Genomic DNA, 21,106 nt, shown 5'->3' on the forward strand with positions numbered 1-21,106 from the left:
ATGAGCAAAATCAGGGTGTTATCTGTCGATGATTCGGCACTGATGCGCCAGATCATGACAGAAATCATCAACAGCCATAGCGACATGGAAATGGTGGCGACCGCGCCTGATCCGCTGGTCGCGCGTGACTTGATTAAGAAATTCAATCCCGATGTGCTGACGCTGGATGTTGAAATGCCGCGGATGGACGGACTGGATTTCCTCGAAAAATTAATGCGTTTGCGTCCAATGCCCGTTGTGATGGTTTCTTCCCTGACCGGCAAAGGGTCAGAAGTCACGCTGCGCGCGCTGGAGCTGGGGGCGATAGATTTTGTCACCAAACCGCAACTGGGTATTCGCGAAGGTATGCTGGCGTATAACGAAATGATTGCTGAAAAGGTGCGTACGGCAGCAAAGGCGAGCCTTGCAGCACATAAGCCATTGTCGGCACCGACAACGCTGAAGGCGGGGCCGTTGTTGAGTTCTGAAAAACTGATTGCGATTGGTGCTTCAACGGGTGGAACTGAGGCAATTCGTCACGTACTGCAACCGTTGCCGCTTTCCAGCCCGGCACTGTTAATTACCCAGCATATGCCGCCCGGTTTCACCCGCTCTTTTGCCGACAGACTTAATAAGCTTTGCCAGATCGGGGTTAAAGAAGCCGAAGACGGAGAACGTGTCTTGCCGGGGCATGCCTATATTGCGCCGGGCGATCGGCATATGGAGCTGTCGCGTAGTGGCGCAAATTACCAAATCAAAATTCACGATGGCCCGGCGGTTAACCGTCATCGGCCTTCGGTAGATGTGTTGTTCCATTCTGTCGCCAAACAGGCGGGGCGTAATGCGGTTGGGGTGATCCTGACCGGTATGGGCAACGACGGCGCGGCGGGAATGTTGGCGATGCGTCAGGCGGGGGCATGGACCCTTGCGCAAAACGAAGCAAGTTGCGTGGTGTTCGGCATGCCGCGCGAGGCCATCAATATGGGTGGTGTCTGCGAAGTGGTCGATCTTAGCCAGGTAAGCCAGCAAATGTTGGCAAAAATTAGTGCCGGACAGGCGATACGTATTTAAATCAGGAGTGTGAAATGGCGGATAAAGAACTTAAATTTTTGGTTGTGGATGACTTTTCCACCATGCGACGCATAGTGCGTAACCTGCTGAAAGAGCTGGGATTCAATAATGTTGAGGAAGCGGAAGATGGCGTCGACGCTCTCAATAAGTTGCAGGCAGGCGGTTATGGATTTGTTATCTCCGACTGGAACATGCCCAATATGGATGGCCTGGAATTGCTGAAAACAATTCGTGCGGATGGCGCGATGTCGGCATTGCCAGTGTTAATGGTGACTGCAGAAGCGAAGAAAGAGAACATCATTGCTGCGGCGCAAGCGGGGGCCAGTGGCTATGTGGTGAAGCCATTTACCGCCGCGACGCTGGAGGAAAAACTCAACAAAATCTTTGAGAAACTGGGCATGTGAGGATGCGACTATGATGCAACCATCAATCAAACCTGCTGACGAGCATTCAGCTGGCGATATCATTGCGCGCATCGGCAGCCTGACGCGTATGCTGCGCGACAGTTTGCGGGAACTGGGGCTGGATCAGGCCATTGCCGAAGCGGCGGAAGCCATCCCCGATGCGCGCGATCGTTTGTACTATGTTGTGCAGATGACCGCCCAGGCTGCGGAGCGGGCGCTGAACAGTGTTGAGGCGTCACAACCGCATCAGGATCAAATGGAGAAATCAGCAAAAGCGTTAACCCAACGTTGGGATGACTGGTTTGCCGATCCGATTGACCTTGCCGACGCCCGTGAACTGGTAACAGATACACGACAATTTCTGGCAGATGTACCCGCGCATACCAGCTTTACTAACGCGCAACTGCTGGAAATCATGATGGCGCAGGATTTTCAGGATCTCACCGGGCAGGTCATTAAGCGGATGATGGATGTCATTCAGGAGATCGAACGCCAGTTGCTGATGGTGCTGTTGGAAAACATCCCGGAACAGGAGTCGCGTCCAAAACGTGAAAACCAGAGTTTGCTTAATGGACCTCAGGTCGATACCAGCAAAGCCGGTGTGGTAGCCAGTCAGGATCAGGTGGACGATTTGTTGGATAGTCTTGGATTTTGATTTGTATTGCCTGATGTGGCGTGACCACGTCATATCAGGCGGTCTGATAAGGCGATGACGCCGCATCCGACAAACGCACACTATGCTTGATGTGTGGCAGCAAAAGCCCTAAATCCCGCCTGTTTTGCCCCTTACTCAAACCATTGAACGCTTTGCGCTCTGGCATCATTCACGCTTAATACTCTTTCCAGGATTGGCGACGTGTCTGACGAGAGCGACGACAAAACAGAAGCCCCCACACCTCACCGACTAGAAAAAGCGCGGGAAGAGGGGCAAATCCCGCGTTCCCGTGAACTGACCTCACTGCTGATTTTGCTGGTGGGCGTTAGTGTTATCTGGTTTGGCGGTGTGTCGCTGGCCCGTCGATTGTCGGGCATGCTCTCCGCTGGGCTGCATTTTGATCACAGTATTATCAATGACCCGAATCTGATCCTCGGGCAGATTATTCTGCTGATCAGAGAAGCCATGCTGGCGCTGCTGCCGCTGATTAGCGGCGTGGTGCTGGTGGCGCTCATTTCTCCGGTCATGCTGGGAGGGCTGGTATTTAGCGGCAAATCCTTGCAGCCGAAGTTTTCCAAACTCAACCCGCTACCGGGCATTAAACGGATGTTCTCGGCTCAGACTGGCGCGGAGTTGCTTAAAGCAATTTTGAAAACCATCCTGGTTGGCAGCGTGACGGGGTTTTTTCTCTGGCATCACTGGCCGCAGATGATGCGCTTGATGGCCGAGTCTCCGATTACCGCCATGGGTAATGCGATGGATTTGGTAGGGCTATGCGCACTGCTGGTGGTGCTTGGTGTCATTCCAATGGTGGGATTTGACGTCTTTTTCCAAATATTCAGCCACCTGAAAAAGCTGCGTATGTCACGGCAGGATATTCGTGATGAGTTCAAACAAAGCGAAGGTGACCCTCATGTTAAAGGGCGGATCCGTCAGATGCAGCGAGCTGCTGCACGGCGTCGGATGATGGCCGATGTGCCGAAAGCGGATGTCATTGTCAATAACCCGACCCACTATTCGGTAGCGTTGCAGTATGACGAAAACAAAATGAGCGCACCGAAAGTGGTCGCTAAAGGTGCAGGGCTGGTCGCGCTGCGCATTCGTGAAATTGGCGCTGAAAATAACGTCCCGACGCTTGAAGCGCCGCCGCTGGCGCGAGCGCTGTATCGACATGCGGAGATTGGTCAACAAATCCCGGGTCAACTGTACGCCGCGGTGGCGGAAGTGCTGGCCTGGGTCTGGCAACTGAAACGCTGGCGTCTGGCTGGTGGACAGCGCCCTGTACAACCTACTCATCTTCCGGTGCCGGAAGCCCTGGATTTTATTAACGAGAAACCGACCCATGAGTAATCTGGCCGCGATGCTGCGCCTGCCCGCAAACCTGAAATCGACACAATGGCAGATCCTTGCCGGACCGATTTTGATCCTGTTGATCTTGTCGATGATGGTGCTGCCACTGCCCGCATTCATACTCGACCTGTTGTTTACCTTCAATATTGCCTTGTCGATCATGGTGTTGCTGGTGGCGATGTTTACCCAGCGCACGCTTGAGTTTGCTGCGTTTCCGACCATTCTGTTGTTTACCACGCTGTTGCGTCTGGCACTTAACGTGGCTTCAACCCGTATCATTTTAATGGAAGGGCATACCGGCGCGGCGGCGGCAGGGAAGGTGGTCGAAGCGTTCGGTCACTTCCTCGTTGGTGGCAATTTCGCTATCGGTATCGTGGTGTTTGTCATTCTCGTGATCATCAACTTTATGGTCATTACCAAAGGTGCCGGGCGTATCGCAGAAGTGGGTGCGCGCTTTGTTCTCGATGGTATGCCGGGTAAGCAGATGGCGATTGACGCCGACCTTAACGCCGGATTGATTGGTGAAGATGAGGCGAAAAAACGCCGCTCCGAAGTGACTCAGGAAGCCGATTTTTACGGCTCAATGGACGGGGCAAGTAAGTTTGTTCGCGGCGATGCCATCGCCGGGATCCTCATCATGGTCATTAACATTGTCGGCGGGTTGCTGGTCGGCGTGCTGCAACATGGCATGAGCATGGGACACGCGGCGGAAAGTTATACGCTATTGACCATTGGCGACGGTCTGGTGGCACAAATTCCGGCGCTGGTGATTTCTACCGCCGCGGGGGTCATCGTTACGCGTGTCAGCACCGATCAGGATGTTGGCGAGCAGATGGTGAATCAGCTTTTCAGTAACCCAAGCGTTATGTTGTTAAGCGCCGCCGTGCTCGGTTTACTCGGCCTGGTGCCTGGAATGCCGAACCTGGTATTTTTGCTGTTCACTGCCGGATTGCTCGGGCTGGCCTGGTGGATACGCGGACGCGAACAAAAAGCGCCTGCCGAACCCAAACCGGTAAAAATGGCAGAGAATAATACCGTTGTCGAAGCGACGTGGAACGATGTACAACTGGAAGATTCTCTGGGAATGGAAGTGGGTTATCGACTGATCCCGATGGTCGATTTCCAGCAGGATGGTGAGTTGTTGGGCCGTATACGCAGTATCCGCAAGAAATTTGCCCAGGAGATGGGATTTCTGCCGCCAGTGGTGCACATTCGCGACAATATGGATCTGCAACCTGCCCGCTATCGCATTTTGATGAAAGGCGTGGAGATTGGCAGTGGTGATGCTTATCCGGGGCGCTGGCTGGCGATTAACCCTGGAACCGCTGCCGGGACGTTACCTGGTGAGGCGACCGTCGATCCGGCATTTGGCCTGAATGCTATCTGGATTGAAAGTGCGCTAAAAGAACAGGCGCAGATTCAGGGGTACACAGTGGTTGAGGCCAGCACGGTGGTAGCAACGCATCTTAACCACCTCATTAGCCAGCATGCCGCAGAGCTGTTTGGTCGTCAGGAGGCGCAACAGCTGTTGGATCGCGTCGCCCAGGAGATGCCAAAGCTGACGGAAGATCTCGTTCCTGGCGTCGTCACGCTCACCACACTGCATAAAGTGCTGCAAAATCTCCTCGATGAAAAAGTACCGATTCGCGATATGCGCACCATTCTCGAAACGCTGGCGGAACATGCGCCCATCCAAAGCGATCCACATGAATTAACCGCCGTCGTGCGCGTGGCGTTGGGACGGGCGATTACCCAGCAGTGGTTTCCTGGCAAAGATGAAGTCCATGTTATTGGCCTCGATACACCGCTGGAACGTTTGTTACTACAGGCGCTGCAGGGCGGGGGAGGACTGGAGCCAGGGCTGGCGGATCGTTTACTGGCGCAAACTCAGGAAGCGCTATCCCGTCAGGAGATGCTGGGTGCGCCGCCAGTATTGTTGGTGAACCACGCGCTGCGACCATTATTGTCTCGCTTCCTGCGCCGCAGCTTGCCGCAGTTAGTGGTCCTGTCGAATCTGGAACTGTCTGATAACCGACATATCCGCATGACGGCGACAATTGGCGGCAAATAATGAGAACCTTATTAGCAATATTATTGTTTCCGCTGCTGGTGCAAGCCGCCGGGGAGGGGATGTGGCAGGCAAGTAGTGTAGGAATTACGCTAAATCATCGCGGTGAGTCGATGTCGTCTGCGCCTCTTTCTACGCGACAACCTGCTTCAGGATTGATGACGCTGGTAGCGTGGCGTTATCAGCTTATCGGCCCGACACCTTCAGGACTGCGGGTTCGCTTGTGTTCGCAATCTCGTTGTGTCGAATTAGAGGGGCAGAGCGGAACCACCGTGGCCTTTTCCGGTATAGCGGCAGCAGAACCGTTGCGATTTATCTGGGAAGTGCCAGGCGGTGGGCGGTTAATTCCACCGCTAAAGGTACAACGTAATGAAGTGATTGTGAATTATCGCTGAAGGACAAAAAAATTACGCGCTCGCGAGTATGTTTAATAACTCAGTGAAAAAGGCTCGATGTCTTGTTGCAATTATTTATCAGGAATAGCTTGCAACAAAACATGCCAAAAAGATGTGAATTATCCTCTTGTCAAAGGGCTTGGATAAAAATCTTCAGAGTTACGGTATAGCTGCAACTGGCGAGTTCGCGTATTGGTCTGTATGATCATACATGAGAGCCATTCTGATTCAGAATAAGGGTCACTTAAATCCTGAACGTCCTCATTTGAAAGGATTAATTCACATTCTTTGTCCCTAAAATCCAGCCAGGCTCGCTGTGATTTTTTAAGCAAGTTAAGTTGTTCGGTATCAGGTTTTTTTACACCTGTGCGTGGCACTTGTTCTATATAACGATAAGCTTCACCATAGGCTTTATTTAATTGCGCATCGACGAGATTGTATTCTTGTCGCAGGCATGATTTGATCACGTTAACGTCAGTATCATCATCTGAATTTTTTTGCCAACAATCTTTGATGGCTGAAATGTCATGGTCGTTTACTATAACCGTATCTTCTGCGTAAGCCTGGCAAGAGATAATGCCTAATGTTAATACAAGAAATTTAAACACTGCGGTATTCCTTAAATTCAACCGTTATCGTTTCCCTGGGGCCGGATATTACGCTTCTGGCCTCTTATCCAACAGTGAGAAAACAATGGCATGTCCATTTTCAGAATACATTTAGATGGCAATAAAAAAGCCTGATCGGCTAACCCTGATCAGGCTTCACTCTCACGAAAAATCGATTACATACGCTCTACAGTCTCAATACCCAGCGTATCCAGACCCAGCTTCAGCGTCTTCGCCGTCAGTTGTGCCAGTTTTAGACGGCTGTTACGCACTTCTTCGTTTTCTGCGCTGAGGATCGGGCAGTGCTCGTAGAAGCCAGAGAACAGACCGGCCAGATCGTACAGGTAAGCACACATTACATGCGGCGTGCCTTCACGGGCAACCACGGTGAGGGTTTCTTCAAACTGCAGCAGGCGAGCTGCCAGTTGCGCTTCACGATCTTCACGGATGATAACCGGAGCTGCAGCCAGTTGCTCTTCGTCAATTTCTGCTTTACGGAACACGGACAATACACGCGTGTATGCATACTGCATGTATGGCGCGGTATTACCCTCAAACGCCAGCATGTTGTCCCAGTCGAAGATGTAGTCCGTGGTGCGGTTTTTGGAGAGATCCGCATATTTCACCGCACCAATACCAACCGCGTTAGCCAGTTTTTCCAGCTCGTCGGCTGGCATATCCGGGTTCTTTTCTGCCACCAGACGGCGTGCACGTTCCAGGGCTTCATCCAGCAGATCGGCCAGTTTCACTGTACCACCCGCGCGGGTTTTGAACGGTTTGCCGTCTTTACCCAGCATCATGCCGAACATGTGGTGTTCCAGCGGTACGGATTCCGGTACATAGCCTGCTTTACGGACGATCGCCCATGCCTGCATCAGGTGTTGATGCTGACGGGAGTCGATGTAATACAGCACGCGATCGGCATGCAGTGTTTCATAACGATATTTCGCACAGGCGATATCAGTGGTGGTGTAGAGATAGCCGCCATCTTTCTTCTGAATGATCACGCCCATCGGTTCGCCTTCCTTGTTTTTAAACTCATCAAGGAATACGACGGTCGCCCCTTCGCTTTCTACTGCCAGACCTTTGGCTTTGAGATCCGCCACAATTCCTGGCAGCATCGGGTTGTAGAGGCTTTCGCCCATCACGTCATCACGGGTCAGCGTCACGTTGAGACGATCGTAGGTGATCTGGTTCTGCGTCATGGTGATGTCGACCAGTTTGCGCCACATCTCGCGGAAATATTCGTCACCGCTTTGCAGTTTTACCACGTAGTTACGTGCGCGCTCGGCGAACTCTTCATCTTCATCGTAATGCTTTTTCGCATCGCGGTAGAAACCTTCAAGGTCAGCCAGCTCCATTTCACCGGCGTTTTCCTGCTGCTGCTTTTCCAGCCATGCAATCAGCATACCGAACTGAGTGCCCCAGTCGCCGACGTGGTTTGCGCGAATCACTTTGTGACCGAGGAACTCCAGAGTACGCACTGCTGCGTCACCAATAATGGTAGAGCGCAGGTGACCGACATGCATCTCTTTCGCCACGTTTGGCGCAGAGTAGTCAACCACAATGGTCTGTTTTTCTGGCGTAGCAACACCGAGACGATCGGACGCCAGCGCCTGCTGAACATGTTCAGCCAGGAATGCCGGATCAAGGAAAATGTTGATAAAGCCTGGACCGGCGATCTCAACTTTGCTGGCGATACCGTTAAGATCCAGATGAGTCAGCACCTGCTCTGCTAATTGTCGCGGTGCCATACCCAGTTTTTTAGCAACTGCCATCATGCCGTTAGCCTGATAGTCGCCGAACTGAACTTTTGCTGACTGACGAACCTGCGGTTCGCAATCCGCAGGCGCGCCTGCCGCAATCATGGCCTGACGGACTTTTTCTGAGAGAAGAGCCTGAATATTCACCGGAATACCTTACATTGATGAAGCGAGCAAAAATTGCCCGCACCAGTTAAAGAAATTAGGGCGGGAGTATACTGCAAATGGCTGTTTTCGTCAGCAACGTGCGCGTGGCGTATTGCCGTTTTCACTATTGCATCAGAAGCGGCGTGAAATCAGCGGTTGGTTGGCACAGGGCAACAGGGTAAATTAACGCTTTTACTGAAAGACGAAGAGTGATTATGGCGAACTGGCAATCTATCGACGAGCTGCAGGATATTGCATCGGATTTACCGCGATTTATCCACGCATTAGATGAACTTTCCCGCCGTCTGGGGTTGAATATCACTCCGCTGACTGCCGATCACATTTCTTTGCGTTGCCATCAAAACGCCACTGCTGAACGCTGGCGTCGCGGGTTTGAACAGTGTGGCGAGCTTTTGTCAGAAAATATGATCAATGGCAGACCGATTTGTCTGTTTAAATTGCATGAACCGGTACAGGTTGCGCACTGGCAGTTTTCTATTGTGGAGCTACCGTGGCCCGGGGAAAAACGTTACCCACACGAAGGTTGGGAACATATTGAAATCGTTCTGCCGGGTGATCCAGAAACGCTGAATGCCCGTGCGCTGGCATTGCTTTCTGATGAAGGACTCAGCCTACCGGGGATCTCAGTGAAAACCAGTTCGCCAAAAGGTGAGCATGAGCGATTACCGAATCCGACGCTGGCGGTCACCGATGGCAAAACAACTATTAAGTTTCATCCGTGGTCCATTGAAGAGATCGTTGCCAGCGAGCAGTCGGCGTAATTAAGGAGTAAAAATGGCATTACTGGAAATTTGCTGTTACAGCATGGAATGTGCACTAACGGCGCAGCAAAACGGCGCAGACAGAGTTGAATTATGCGCAGCCCCAAAAGAGGGGGGCTTAACGCCGTCGTTGGGTGTACTGAAATCCGTGCGCCAGCGGGTGACGATCCCTGTGCATCCGATAATTCGCCCACGCGGTGGTGATTTTTGCTACAGCGACGGTGAGTTTGCCGCCATTCTTGAGGATGTGCGCACGGTCCGCGAATTAGGTTTTCCTGGACTGGTGACGGGCGTTCTCGATGTTGACGGGAATGTCGATATGCCACGAATGGAAAAAATAATGGCTGCTGCCGGTCCGCTGGCAGTGACTTTTCATCGCGCCTTCGATATGTGCGCTAACCCTTTATATACACTCAATAATCTTGCGGAATTGGGCATTGCCCGGGTACTGACATCAGGGCAAAAATCAGACGCACTGCAAGGTTTATCAAAAATTATGGAACTTATTGCCCATCGTGATGCTCCAATCATTATGGCCGGAGCAGGAGTCCGTGCAGAAAACCTGCACCACTTCCTCGATGCCGGAGTGCTGGAAGTCCATAGCTCCGCGGGAGCGTGGCAAGCCTCACCGATGCGTTATCGTAATCAAGGATTGTCCATGTCATCAGATGAACACGCGGACGAGTATTCGCGTTATATCGTAGACGGGGCGGCGGTTGCTGAAATGAAAGGAATCATTGAACGCCATCAGGCCAAATGATTTTTACCGTTGCATCATGTCGCCCAATATGATGCTTGCTCGTACCAGGCCCCTGCAATTTCAACAGGGGCCTTTTTTTATCCCTGAACAGTATAAAAAACGAACGATAACCGTGATCTGTTGAGCGGGTGACAGTGCGCATAGCGTTGTGCTAAAAATATTGTATATATTCACATTAATTATGGGATTTAAATTACTAAAACTGATAAATATATATTCTAAATAGCAACTGGGTTATTCCTTAGCAATTAATGATTACATTGTAATAAATCATATTCTTTATCGATTGTTTCAGGCAGTGTTGTGCCTAATTATGCAAGCGGTTAATTCGTTGTATATTTAATTATACAATGATTTCGGTGTCCAGTAATTTAATTAGAGGAATCTATGCGAGGGAAAAAACGCATTGGGTTATTGTTTTTGCTGATAGCGGTTGTGGTTGGTGGCGGCGGGTTATTGCTGGCGCAAAAAGTCTTACATAAAACGTCGGATACAGCATTTTGCCTTTCCTGCCACTCGATGAGTAAACCTTTTGAGGAATATCAGGGAACTGTCCACTTTTCGAACCAGAAAGGGATACGTGCGGAATGTGCCGATTGCCATATTCCAAAGTCAGGGATGGATTATTTATTTGCTAAATTAAAGGCATCTAAAGATATTTATCATGAATTTGTTAGCGGCAAAATAGACAGTGACGATAAGTTCGAAGCTCATCGCCAGGAAATGGCCGAAACAGTATGGAAAGAATTAAAAGCCACTGACTCTGCAACGTGCCGTAGTTGCCATTCTTTTGATGCCATGGATATTGCCTCGCAAAGTGAATCTGCGCAGAAAATGCATAACAAAGCACAAAAGGACAGCGAAACCTGTATCGATTGTCATAAAGGCATTGCCCATTTTCCGCCAGAAATAAAAATGGATGACAACGCGGCGCATGAGCTGGAAAGTCAGGCCGCTACTTCAGTTACTAATGGCGCACATATTTATCCTTTCAAAACTTCTCACATAGGCGAGCTGGCTACCGTGAATCCTGGAACCGATCTCACCGTCGTTGATGCCAGTGGCAAACAGCCGATCGTTCTGTTGCAGGGTTATCAAATGCAGGGCAGTGAAAACACGCTCTACCTGGCGGCAGGTCAACGGCTGGCGCTAGCCACATTAAGTGAAGAAGGTATCAAGGCGCTCACTGTAAACGGGGAATGGCAGGCTGACGAATACGGCAATCAATGGCGTCAGGCGTCTTTACAGGGTGCGCTTACCGATCCCGCATTAGCGGACCGTAAACCGCTATGGCAATACGCTGAAAAACTTGACGATACCTATTGCGCTGGTTGTCATGCCCCTATTGCCGCCGACCATTACACCGTCAATGCGTGGCCGTCCATTGCCAAAGGAATGGGGGCACGAACCAGCATGAGCGAAAACGAACTGGACATTTTAACGCGGTATTTCCAGTACAACGCCAAAGATATTACCGAGAAACAGTGATCCTCGTTGATCAGGGAGGAAGTTATGACATTAACAAGACGTGAATTTATTAAACACAGCGGTATTGCCGCTGGAGCGCTGGTGGTGACATCGGCAGCACCGCTCCCCGCATGGGCAGAAGAGAAGGGCGGTAAAATCCTCACCGCGGGACGTTGGGGAGCGATGAACGTAGAAGTGAAGGACGGCAAGATTGTTTCTTCAACAGGCGCGCTGGCGAAAACCATACCGAATTCCTTACAGTCTACGGCGGCGGATCAGGTACACACCACGGCGCGTATTCAGCATCCGATGGTGAGAAAAAGCTATCTCGATAATCCACTGCAACCGGCGAAAGGTCGTGGCGAAGATACCTATGTACAGGTGAGCTGGGAACAGGCATTAAAACTGATTCATGAGCAACATGATCGTATTCGTAAAGCTAACGGACCATCGGCCATTTTTGCCGGATCTTACGGCTGGCGCTCTTCTGGCGTGTTGCATAAAGCGCAAACCTTACTGCAACGTTATATGAACCTGGCGGGCGGTTATTCCGGGCATAGCGGCGATTATTCAACCGGGGCAGCACAGGTGATCATGCCGCATGTGGTCGGTTCTGTAGAGGTGTATGAACAGCAGACCTCCTGGCCGCTGATTCTGGAAAACAGCCAGGTTGTGGTGCTGTGGGGAATGAACCCGCTGAATACCTTAAAAATTGCCTGGAGCAGTACCGATGAGCAAGGGCTGGAATACTTCCATCAGCTGAAAAAATCTGGCAAACCAGTGATTGCCATTGATCCTATCCGCTCCGAAACCATCGAATTCTTTGACGATAATGCCACCTGGATCGCGCCGAATATGGGCACCGACGTGGCACTGATGTTAGGGATTGCGCATACCCTGATGACACAAGGCAAACACGATAAAGTGTTCCTTGAAAAATACACTACCGGGTATCCGCAGTTTGAAGAGTATCTGACAGGTAAGAGCGATAATACGCCGAAGAGCGCGGTCTGGGCGGCGGAAATTACTGGCGTACCGGAAGCGCAGATAGTCAAACTCGCTGAACTGATGGCGGCGAATCGCACAATGCTGATGGCAGGCTGGGGAATTCAGCGCCAGCAATATGGTGAACAGAAACACTGGATGCTGGTGACGCTGGCGGCGATGTTAGGGCAGATTGGTACACCGGGCGGCGGTTTTGGTTTCTCTTATCATTACTCCAACGGTGGCAACCCGACGCGTGTTGGCGGCGTGCTGCCGGAAATGTCTGCGGCGATTGCCGGACATGCCAGCGAGGCCGCTGATGATGGCGGAATGACGGCGATTCCTGTTGCCCGTATCGTCGATGCGCTGGAAAATCCTGGCGGCAAATATCAGCATAACGGTAAAGAACAAACGTATCCGAATATCAAAATGATCTGGTGGGCGGGTGGCGGTAACTTTACCCATCACCAGGATACTAATCGTCTGATTAAAGCATGGCAGAAACCGGAGATGATCGTCGTTTCTGAATGCTACTGGACCGCAGCAGCCAAACACGCAGATATCGTATTACCGATCACCACATCGTTTGAGCGCAATGACTTGACGATGACCGGTGATTACAGCAACCAGCATATTGTGCCGATGAAGCAGGCTGTTGCTCCGCAATTTGAAGCGCGTAACGATTTTGACGTGTTTGCCGATCTTGCGGAATTACTCAAACCTGGCGGAAAAGAGATCTATACCGAAGGTAAAGATGAAATGGCGTGGCTGAAATTTTTCTATGATGCCGCTCAGAAAGGTGCCCGTGCGCAACGCGTCACTATGCCAATGTTTAATGCCTTCTGGCAGCAAAATAAACTGATCGAAATGCGCCACAGCGAGAAGAACGAACAGTACGTTCGTTATGGTGATTTCCGCGCCGATCCGGTGAAAAATGCGCTGGGTACGCCAAGCGGCAAAATTGAAATCTATTCAAAAACGTTGGAAAAATTTGGCTATAAGGATTGCCCGGCACACCCAACCTGGCTGGCTCCTGATGAATGGAAAGGTACCGCCGACGAGAAGCAGTTACAGCTTCTGACCGCACATCCGGCACACCGTTTACACAGTCAGCTTAACTATGCGGAACTGCGTAAAAAATATGCGATCGCCGATCGTGAACCAATCACTATTCACACCGAAGATGCTGCACGCTTTGGTATTGCGAATGGCGATCTGGTGCGTGTCTGGAACAAACGTGGTCAGATTTTGACAGGCGCGGTGGTGACTGACGGGATCAAAAAAGGCGTGGTATGCGTGCATGAAGGTGCATGGCCAGATCTGGAAAATGGCTTGTGTAAAAACGGCAGTGCGAACGTGTTAACGGCGGATATCCCCAGCTCGCAGCTGGCAAATGCCTGTGCCGGTAACTCAGCGTTGGTGTATATCGAAAAATATACGGGCAATGCACCGAAGTTAACGGCGTTTGATCAGCCAGCTGTTCAGGCGTAAGACGTGAATAGCGCCCGGAAACGGGCGCTGAGGTTATGCAAACGTAAAGCTGCCTGATGCGCTATGCTTATCAGGCCTACATAGTCCCTGCAATATATTGAATTAGCAAGGTTTTGTAGGCCGGATAAGGCGTTCACGCCGCATCCGGCAGTAATACCAGACCTTTACGGCTTGCGCGCAATCAGCACCGCGCGTTTAGGTGCCGGATAACCTTCCACCGTTTTACCCGGATCATGTGGGTCGAGGAAATCGGCCAGCGATTCGGTAACCATCCATTCGGTGCGTCGCTGCTCTTCTGTGGTGGTAACGCTCACATCCGCAATGCGGATATCTACAAAACCACACTTCTTCAGCCAGTTTTTCAGCGCCAGCGCGGAAGGGATGAAATAGACATTACGCATTTGCGCGTAACGATCGCCTGGTACCAGCACCGTGTTCTCATCACCATCAATAACCAGCGTTTCCAGCACCAGTTCACCTTCATTGACCAGTTGATCTTTCAACTGCCATAGATGCTCCAGCGGTGAACGGCGATGGTAAAGCACGCCCATCGAAAAGACGGTATCAAAGGCTTTCAGTGCCGGAAGTTGTTCAATACCTAACGGTAACAAATGCGCGCGCTGATCATTACCCAGTAGTTTACGCACCGCTTCAAACTGGCACAGAAACAGTTGCGTAGGGTCGATCCCCACCGCGAGGTGCGCGCCTGCGCCAATCATGCGCCACATGTGATAACCGCTGCCGCAGCCGACATCCAGAATGGTGCGTCCGGTTAAATCAGAAAGATGGGGCAGAACACGATCCCATTTCCAGTCGGAACGCCATTCGGTATCGATGTTGACGCCATACAGTGAGAACGGCCCTTTGCGCCACGGCATCAGGTTGCGCATCAGCGTTTCAATGCGTTTAATTTGCCCTGCGCTCAGTGGCTCTTCGCTTTCTGCCGTAACGCTATGCAATAAATCAAGACGATACGGTTTAATTTCAGGTAGAAACTCCACCGCATTTGACCACTGCTTAAACAACCCGTGCTGCTGCTCGCGCTGCCAGTTAGCAATCTGCGCGGGCAGCGTTTCGAGCCAGTGTGAAAGATGATTTTTGGCAATCAGAGAATAAAAGTTACCAAAGTCGATCATGCAGCGTCCTCTGCTTTTAATGCCACCAGTGAACCAAAGTTAAAGCACTGGAACCACAGCTCACTATGCTCAAAACCGGCGTTATGCAGGCGTGCTTTATGGGTTTCCACGGAATCGGTCAGCATCACGTTTTCCAGCATGCTGCGCTTCTGGCTGATCTCCAGTTCGCTGTAACCGTTGGCACGTTTAAAGTCGTGGTGCATGTTGAACAACAGTTCACCAACTTTGGCATCTTCGAAACTGAATTTTTCCGAAAGCACCAGCGCGCCGCCGGGGTTCAGCCCTTGATAAATTTTATCCAGTAACGCCTGGCGCTCGGAAGGTTCCAGGAATTGCAGGGTAAAATTCAGCACCACCATCGATGCGTTTTCAATGGCGATATCGCGAATATCACCTTCAATGACGTCTACTGGCGTAGGGGCTTTATAGGCGTCAATATGACGACGGCAGCGTTCAATCATCGCCGGGGAGTTGTCGATGGCAATAATTTTGCAATTATCATGATGAATGTTGCGACGCACCGAGAGCGTCGCCGCGCCCAGAGAACAACCCAGATCGTAAACCTGCGTACCAGGTTGAACGAAGCGCTCGGCTAACATACCAATCATGGAAATAATATTGGAATAGCCGGGTACGGAACGCTGGATCATATCCGGGAAGACTTCAGCTACCCGTTCATCAAAGGTCCAGTCGCCCAGTCTGGCGATAGGGGCAGAAAATAGCGTGTCGCGGTGAGACATAACGTAAAAATCCGGGAAAAAGAAAGTGGCGTATTGTGCGCTAACGCAGGGAGAAAACCAACTCCCAGGGCATATACCAAAGATTCGCCAGCACCATCAGCAACAGCGCACACCAGGTGGCGCTCATGCCGGAACGTCGCCAGCGGAACAGACGGTGATGAAAACCGTAATAATGCATCAGACGACCAGCAAGCAAAACGATGCCGCAAATATGCACCATCCAGGTTTCTGCGCCATTCATTTCCATAAACAGCATCAGCACAATCGCGATGGGAATATATTCCACCGCGTTACCATGAATGCGAATAGCGCTTTGCAGTTCGCTAAAACCGCCGTCGCCATAGGCAACGCGGTACTGCATTCGCAGGCGAACGACATCAAAAGAGAACTTCATTAATAACAACGCACTTAAAACGGCGTACAGCGCGCTTACCATACAAACTCCCTTTAAAATGGCCGATGGCACCTGTCTATGATAGGTGGCAAATTCAGAAAAGAGAAGATTGCTGTGGAATAGCCGGAACTGCTCCGATCTCTGGAAGCGTTTTACGTAAGTCTTCCCACAGGGTATGTACCAGTTCCGGTGCCTGGGCAATGTCTGGCGTATGTAAAAAAAGATAAGGCGTAGTGGTCTGATGCCACTGCGCTAATTTTTGTAACCAGACCTGAAATAATTCCCGGTTTTGCGTCATATCATCACTACCGATAAAACGGATCAGCGGATTTGTCGCCGTCAGTACAGCATGTACCGGAACTTTAGGTTTTTTTCGTTGAGCGTCGCGAATAGCTTCACTGTGTGGACGTGCTGCATGAACCGGGCGGCTGTCTAAAATCACCCGATTAACGCCGCGCTGATGTAAACCGCGATTAAGCGTTTGTTCCTCTTCTCCTTTGGCGAAAAACTGTGGATGGCGGACTTCCACGCCATAATTAAATTCGCCAGGAAGAGAATCGAGAAAATGCCAAAGCGCAGGCAGCTCCCGTGGGCCGAATGTGGCAGGCAGTTGCAGCCAGTATTGCCCAATGCGCGGAGCCAACGGTGACATGCGGGTCAAAAATTCAGTCACTAAATCATCGCAATGCCGTAATGCTGCCTGATGCGAAATGGTCGCCGGAAACTTAAAACAGAAGCGGAAGTCATCTGTGGTCTGCTCACGCCAGCGCAGGACAACCTCGGGTTTCGGCAGGGCGTAAAGCGTGGTGTTGCCCTCCACGCAGTTAAAGTGGCGGGCATACTCTTCAAGGCTGGTGATCCCCAACCGCACCCATTTAGGATGCGACCATTGCGGTAGACCGATGTAAATCATAACGCGTTGAGGATCTCTTCCACGCTACGCACACGGGCGATGCGCGGGTAGATATGGTTGATACTGTTATTGTGCTGCTCGGCGCTGGCGGCACTACAGGCGTCTTCGGCAATCACCAGATTAAAGCCAAGTTCCCAGGCATTGCGGGCGGTGGATTCAACACCGATATTGGTCGAGATCCCACATAACACTATTGTATCGATACCTCGGCGGCGTAATTGCAACTCCAGATCCGTACCGTAAAACGCACCCCATTGACGTTTGATGATTTCGATATCGCTGTCGGTTGCACCTAATGCAGCAGGATGTTGCCACCAATTTTCGGGCAACACTTTAGCCGGTGAGGGCGCATCGACCGGCTGTTTTAATGCTTCAGCGTAATCGGCAGACCAGCCAACGCGCACCAGAAACACGGGCTGACCGCTGGCGCGAAATTTCGCCGCCAGCTTCCCGGCGCGATTAACTACCTCATCGGCAGTATGTGGACCACCGGCAAAAGGTAAGATGCCTTCTTGTAAATCGATCACCACCAGCGCAGTGGTTTTAGCATTAAGTTCAAGCATAATGACTCCTGAAAAAACAAAATCGTGCCTCACACCTTAATGCGATTAGCCGATGGCGGAACGACAAATTTTGTTAATTTTTATGAGTTCGGGCAACACCTTTATAGCAAACTGGCGTAGAGTCTGATTTCAGGCCCGATATAAAGTGGTAACGAGGCGTTCCAGCGCGGGCCAGGCTCTTACGGTGCGGCAGAATTTCCAGTATAATAGCCGCCTTTTTTCATTCAGTTGTGACATACAGCTAACGCTGCGACTTGGTCACCTGCGCAGCAGGGGGCATCCGCCGGCAGCTAAGTTAAGGGATATCTCATGCGTACAGAATATTGTGGACAGCTCCGTTTGTCCCACGTGGGGCAGCAGGTGACTCTGTGTGGTTGGGTCAACCGTCGTCGTGATCTTGGTAGCCTGATCTTCATCGATATGCGCGACCGCGAAGGTATCGTGCAGGTATTTTTCGATCCGGATCGTGCGGACGCGTTAAAGCTGGCCTCTGAACTGCGTAATGAGTTCTGCATTCAGGTCACGGGCACCGTACGTGCGCGTGACGAAAAAAATATTAACCGCGATATGGCGACCGGCGAAATCGAAGTGCTGGCGTCCTCGCTGACTATCATCAACCGCGCAGATGTTCTGCCGCTTGACTCTAACCACGTCAACACCGAAGAAGCGCGTCTGAAATACCGCTACCTCGACCTGCGTCGTCCGGAAATGGCTCAGCGCCTGAAAACCCGCGCTAAAATCACCAGCCTGGTGCGCCGTTTTATGGATGACCACGGCTTCCTCGACATCGAAACTCCGATGCTGACCAAAGCCACGCCGGAAGGCGCGCGTGACTACCTGGTGCCTTCTCGTGTGCACAAAGGTAAATTCTACGCACTGCCGCAATCCCCGCAGTTGTTCAAACAGCTGCTGATGATGTCCGGTTTTGACCGTTACTATCAGATCGTTAAATGCTTCCGTGACGAAGACCTGCGTGCTGACCGTCAGCCTGAATTTACTCAGATCGATGTGGAAACTTCTTTCATGACCGCGCCGCAAGTGCGTGAAGTGATGGAAGCGCTGGTGCGTCATCTGTGGCTGGAAGTGAAGGGTGTGGATCTGGGCGATTTCCCGGTAATGACCTTTGCGGAAGCAGAACGCCGTTATGGTTCTGATAAACCGGATCTGCGTAACCCGATGGAACTGACTGACGTTGCTGATCTGCTGAAATCTGTTGAGTTTGCTGTATTTGCAGGTCCGGCGAACGATCCGAAAGGTCGCGTAGCGGCTCTGCGCGTTCCGGGCGGCGCATCGCTGACCCGTAAGCAGATCGACGAATACGGTAACTTCGTTAAAATCTACGGCGCGAAAGGTCTGGCTTACATCAAAGTTAACGAACGCGCGAAAGGTCTGGAAGGTATCAACAGCCCGGTAGCGAAGTTCCTTAATGCAGAAATCATCGAAGACATCCTGGATCGTACTGCCGCGCAAGATGGCGATATGATTTTCTTCGGTGCCGACAACAAGAAAATTGTTGCCGACGCGATGGGTGCACTGCGCCTGAAAGTGGGTAAAGACCTTGGTCTGACCGACGAAAGCAAATGGGCACCGCTGTGGGTTATCGACTTCCCGATGTTTGAAGACGACGGTGAAGGCGGCCTGACGGCAATGCACCATCCGTTCACCTCACCGAAAGATATGACGGCTGCAGAACTGAAAGCTGCACCGGAAAATGCGGTGGCGAACGCTTACGATATGGTCATCAATGGTTACGAAGTGGGCGGTGGTTCAGTACGTATCCATAATGGTGATATGCAGCAGACGGTGTTTGGTATTCTGGGTATCAACGAAGAGGAACAGCGCGAGAAATTCGGCTTCCTGCTCGACGCTCTGAAATACGGTACTCCGCCGCACGCAGGTCTGGCATTCGGTCTTGACCGTCTGACCATGCTGCTGACCGGCACCGACAATATCCGTGACGTTATCGCCTTCCCGAAAACCACGGCGGCAGCGTGTCTGATGACTGAAGCACCGAGCTTTGCTAACCCGACTGCACTGGCTGAGCTGAGCATTCAGGTTGTGAAGAAGGCTGAGAATAACTGATATGACTCAAATACACGAAATCATTCGCGTTGCATCGAGGCGGCAACTGAGTGAACTCCCATGAGCATAGATAACTATGTGAATGGGATGAGCGAAGGCAGTCAACGAAGAGGCAGCGTGAAGGATAAAGTGTATAAGCGTCCCGTTTCGATCTTAGTGGTCATCTACGCACAAGATACGAAACGGGTGCTGATGTTGCAGCGGCGTGACGATCCCGATTTCTGGCAGTCGGTAACCGGCAGCGTGGAAGAGGGTGAAACCGCGCCGCAAGCTGCCATGCGCGAAGTAAAGGAAGAGGTCACCATTGATGTTGTCGCTGAACAACTGACCTTAATTGACTGTCAGCGCACGGTAGAGTTTGAAATTTTTTCACATTTACGTCATCGCTATGCGCCGGGCGTGACGCGTAATACGGAATCATGGTTCTGTCTTGCGCTTCCGCACGAGCGGCAGATCGTTTTCACTGAACATCTGGCTTACAAGTGGCTTGATGCGCCTGCTGCGGCGGCGCTCACTAAGTCCTGGAGCAACCGGCAGGCGATTGAACAGTTTGTAATTAACGCTGCCTGAACAGGCAGGGCTATCTGGAGATATTTTTATGGCAGGTCATAGTAAATGGGCCAACACCAGACATCGTAAAGCTGCGCAGGATGCTAAGCGCGGTAAAATCTTCACTAAAATCATTCGTGAGCTGGTAACCGCGGCTAAGCTGGGCGGTGGCGATCCGGACGCTAACCCGCGTCTGCGTGCGGCGGTGGATAAAGCACTGTCTAACAACATGACCCGTGACACACTGAACCGCGCAATTGCACGTGGTGTGGGCGGTGATGATGATGCAAACATGGAAACCATCATCTACGAAGGTTACGGTCCTGGCGGCACGGCAATCATGATTGAATGTCTGTCTGACAACCGCAACCGTACCGTTGCTGAAGTGCGTCATGCATTTAGCAAATGTGGCGGTAACCTCGGTACTGATGGTTCCGTTGCCTATCTGTTCAGCAAAAAAGGCGTGATCTCCTTCGAGAAAGGCGATGAAGACACCATCATGGAAGCAGCACTGGAAGCAGGTGCTGAAGACGTTGTGACCTATGATGACGGCGCGATTGATGTCTACACTGCATGGGAAGAAATGGGTAAAGTGCGCGACGCTCTGGAAGCGGCAGGTCTGAAAGCAGACAGCGCGGAAGTTTCCATGATCCCGTCTACCAAAGCTGATATGGATGCAGAAACCGCACCGAAACTGATGCGTCTGATCGATATGCTGGAAGATTGCGACGACGTGCAGGAAGTTTACCATAACGGTGAAATCTCTGATGAGGTCGCAGCGACTCTCTGATGAGGCCTGCTAAAC

21 protein-coding genes are annotated in these 21,106 nt (G+C 51.4%); 14 read left to right on the plus strand and 7 right to left on the minus strand.

Annotated features, from left to right (window positions below; genetic code table 11):
- The 6 genes from cheB (at nucleotide 1) to flhe (ending at nucleotide 5,922) form a co-directional block, all read left to right on the plus strand.
- Nucleotides 1-1,050: a protein-glutamate methylesterase/protein glutamine deamidase gene (gene cheB / locus KXD89_RS09135; protein ID WP_000036361.1), complete on the plus strand. Its 1,050-nt coding sequence runs from the start codon at nucleotides 1-3 to the stop codon at nucleotides 1,048-1,050.
- Nucleotides 1,051-1,064: 14 nt separating this feature from the next.
- Entirely contained in the window at nucleotides 1,065-1,454 is a 390-nt protein-coding gene (gene cheY / locus KXD89_RS09140) for a chemotaxis response regulator CheY (protein ID WP_000763867.1), read from the plus strand.
- 10 nt (nucleotides 1,455-1,464) lie between these two features.
- Nucleotides 1,465-2,109, plus strand: a complete 645-nt coding sequence (gene cheZ / locus KXD89_RS09145; protein WP_000983609.1) for a protein phosphatase CheZ — start codon at nucleotides 1,465-1,467, stop codon at nucleotides 2,107-2,109.
- A gap of 201 nt (nucleotides 2,110-2,310) precedes the next feature.
- Nucleotides 2,311-3,459, plus strand: a complete 1,149-nt coding sequence (gene flhB, locus KXD89_RS09150) for a flagellar biosynthesis protein FlhB (RefSeq protein ID WP_001278954.1) — start codon at nucleotides 2,311-2,313, stop codon at nucleotides 3,457-3,459.
- Nucleotides 3,452-5,530, plus strand: a complete 2,079-nt coding sequence (gene flhA / locus KXD89_RS09155) for a flagellar biosynthesis protein FlhA (protein ID WP_000066951.1) — start codon at nucleotides 3,452-3,454, stop codon at nucleotides 5,528-5,530. The genes flhB and flhA overlap by 8 nt, the downstream gene beginning before the upstream one ends.
- Nucleotides 5,530-5,922, plus strand: a complete 393-nt coding sequence (flhe, locus tag KXD89_RS09160; protein ID WP_001259583.1) for a flagellar protein FlhE — start codon at nucleotides 5,530-5,532, stop codon at nucleotides 5,920-5,922. The genes flhA and flhe overlap by 1 nt, the downstream gene beginning before the upstream one ends.
- Nucleotides 5,923-6,041: 119 nt before the next feature.
- Here flhe and KXD89_RS09165 read toward each other — a convergent pair whose 3' ends face one another.
- Entirely contained in the window at nucleotides 6,042-6,530 is a 489-nt protein-coding gene (locus tag KXD89_RS09165; RefSeq protein ID WP_001299676.1) for a lysozyme inhibitor LprI family protein, read from the minus strand.
- A 90-nt stretch (nucleotides 6,531-6,620) separates the two neighbouring features.
- Here KXD89_RS09165 and yecV point away from each other — a divergent pair, with 90 nt between their 5' ends.
- On the plus strand, nucleotides 6,621-6,665 hold the full coding sequence (gene yecV, locus KXD89_RS09170; protein ID WP_211180499.1) for a protein YecV: 45 nt from the start codon (nucleotides 6,621-6,623) through the stop codon (nucleotides 6,663-6,665).
- Nucleotides 6,666-6,706: 41 nt separating this feature from the next.
- On the opposite strand, the gene argS is transcribed toward yecV, so the two are convergent.
- Complete coding sequence (argS, locus tag KXD89_RS09175) at nucleotides 6,707-8,440, minus strand: arginine--tRNA ligase (protein WP_001025322.1); 1,734 nt, start codon at nucleotides 8,438-8,440, stop codon at nucleotides 6,707-6,709.
- A 215-nt stretch (nucleotides 8,441-8,655) separates the two neighbouring features.
- On the opposite strand from argS, the gene KXD89_RS09180 reads away from it, so the two are divergent.
- The 4 genes from KXD89_RS09180 to torZ all read left to right on the plus strand — a co-directional run bounded on the left by KXD89_RS09180 (nucleotide 8,656) and on the right by torZ (nucleotide 13,924).
- A complete protein-coding gene (locus KXD89_RS09180; RefSeq protein WP_001326725.1) occupies nucleotides 8,656-9,222 on the plus strand; it encodes a VOC family protein in 567 nt (188 codons plus the stop codon).
- A gap of 13 nt (nucleotides 9,223-9,235) precedes the next feature.
- Entirely contained in the window at nucleotides 9,236-9,982 is a 747-nt protein-coding gene (gene cutC, locus KXD89_RS09185) for a copper homeostasis protein CutC (protein WP_001185741.1), read from the plus strand.
- A gap of 387 nt (nucleotides 9,983-10,369) precedes the next feature.
- Nucleotides 10,370-11,470, plus strand: a complete 1,101-nt coding sequence (locus KXD89_RS09190; RefSeq protein WP_001214331.1) for a NapC/NirT family cytochrome c — start codon at nucleotides 10,370-10,372, stop codon at nucleotides 11,468-11,470.
- 24 nt (nucleotides 11,471-11,494) lie between these two features.
- Nucleotides 11,495-13,924 (plus strand): trimethylamine N-oxide reductase TorZ, encoded by a 2,430-nt coding sequence (gene torZ, locus KXD89_RS09195; protein ID WP_000176781.1) that lies wholly within the window; start codon nucleotides 11,495-11,497, stop codon nucleotides 13,922-13,924.
- 164 nt (nucleotides 13,925-14,088) lie between these two features.
- Here torZ and cmoB read toward each other — a convergent pair whose 3' ends face one another.
- Genes cmoB through KXD89_RS09220 form a run of 5 tightly spaced genes read right to left on the minus strand, consistent with a single transcriptional unit; the run spans nucleotide 14,089 to nucleotide 17,670 of the window.
- The gene (cmoB, locus tag KXD89_RS09200; RefSeq protein ID WP_000564725.1) at nucleotides 14,089-15,060 is read right to left on the minus strand and encodes a tRNA 5-methoxyuridine(34)/uridine 5-oxyacetic acid(34) synthase CmoB; all 972 of its coding nucleotides are present in this window, start codon (nucleotides 15,058-15,060) and stop codon (nucleotides 14,089-14,091) included.
- On the minus strand, nucleotides 15,057-15,800 hold the full coding sequence (gene cmoA, locus KXD89_RS09205) for a carboxy-S-adenosyl-L-methionine synthase CmoA (protein ID WP_000019590.1): 744 nt from the start codon (nucleotides 15,798-15,800) through the stop codon (nucleotides 15,057-15,059). The genes cmoB and cmoA overlap by 4 nt, the downstream gene beginning before the upstream one ends.
- Nucleotides 15,801-15,840: 40 nt before the next feature.
- Nucleotides 15,841-16,236: an MAPEG family protein gene (locus KXD89_RS09210; protein WP_000252980.1), complete on the minus strand. Its 396-nt coding sequence runs from the start codon at nucleotides 16,234-16,236 to the stop codon at nucleotides 15,841-15,843.
- A gap of 52 nt (nucleotides 16,237-16,288) precedes the next feature.
- The gene (locus KXD89_RS09215) at nucleotides 16,289-17,107 is read right to left on the minus strand and encodes a DUF72 domain-containing protein (protein WP_000639274.1); all 819 of its coding nucleotides are present in this window, start codon (nucleotides 17,105-17,107) and stop codon (nucleotides 16,289-16,291) included.
- Entirely contained in the window at nucleotides 17,104-17,670 is a 567-nt protein-coding gene (locus tag KXD89_RS09220; protein ID WP_000891621.1) for a hydrolase, read from the minus strand. Before KXD89_RS09220 ends, KXD89_RS09215 begins: the two co-directional genes overlap by 4 nt.
- 309 nt (nucleotides 17,671-17,979) lie before the next feature.
- On the opposite strand from KXD89_RS09220, the gene aspS reads away from it, so the two are divergent.
- The 3 genes from aspS (at nucleotide 17,980) to KXD89_RS09235 (ending at nucleotide 21,091) form a co-directional block, all read left to right on the plus strand.
- Complete coding sequence (gene aspS, locus KXD89_RS09225; RefSeq protein WP_001258678.1) at nucleotides 17,980-19,752, plus strand: aspartate--tRNA ligase; 1,773 nt, start codon at nucleotides 17,980-17,982, stop codon at nucleotides 19,750-19,752.
- 117 nt (nucleotides 19,753-19,869) lie between these two features.
- Nucleotides 19,870-20,322: a dihydroneopterin triphosphate diphosphatase gene (gene nudB / locus KXD89_RS09230; RefSeq protein ID WP_001300367.1), complete on the plus strand. Its 453-nt coding sequence runs from the start codon at nucleotides 19,870-19,872 to the stop codon at nucleotides 20,320-20,322.
- Nucleotides 20,323-20,350: 28 nt separating this feature from the next.
- Nucleotides 20,351-21,091: a YebC/PmpR family DNA-binding transcriptional regulator gene (locus KXD89_RS09235; protein WP_000907248.1), complete on the plus strand. Its 741-nt coding sequence runs from the start codon at nucleotides 20,351-20,353 to the stop codon at nucleotides 21,089-21,091.
- The last annotated feature ends 15 nt before the right edge of the window (nucleotides 21,092-21,106 follow it).

It is taken from the genome of Escherichia sp. TC-EC600-tetX4, assembly GCF_019356055.1.
GTDB lineage: Bacteria > Pseudomonadota > Gammaproteobacteria > Enterobacterales > Enterobacteriaceae.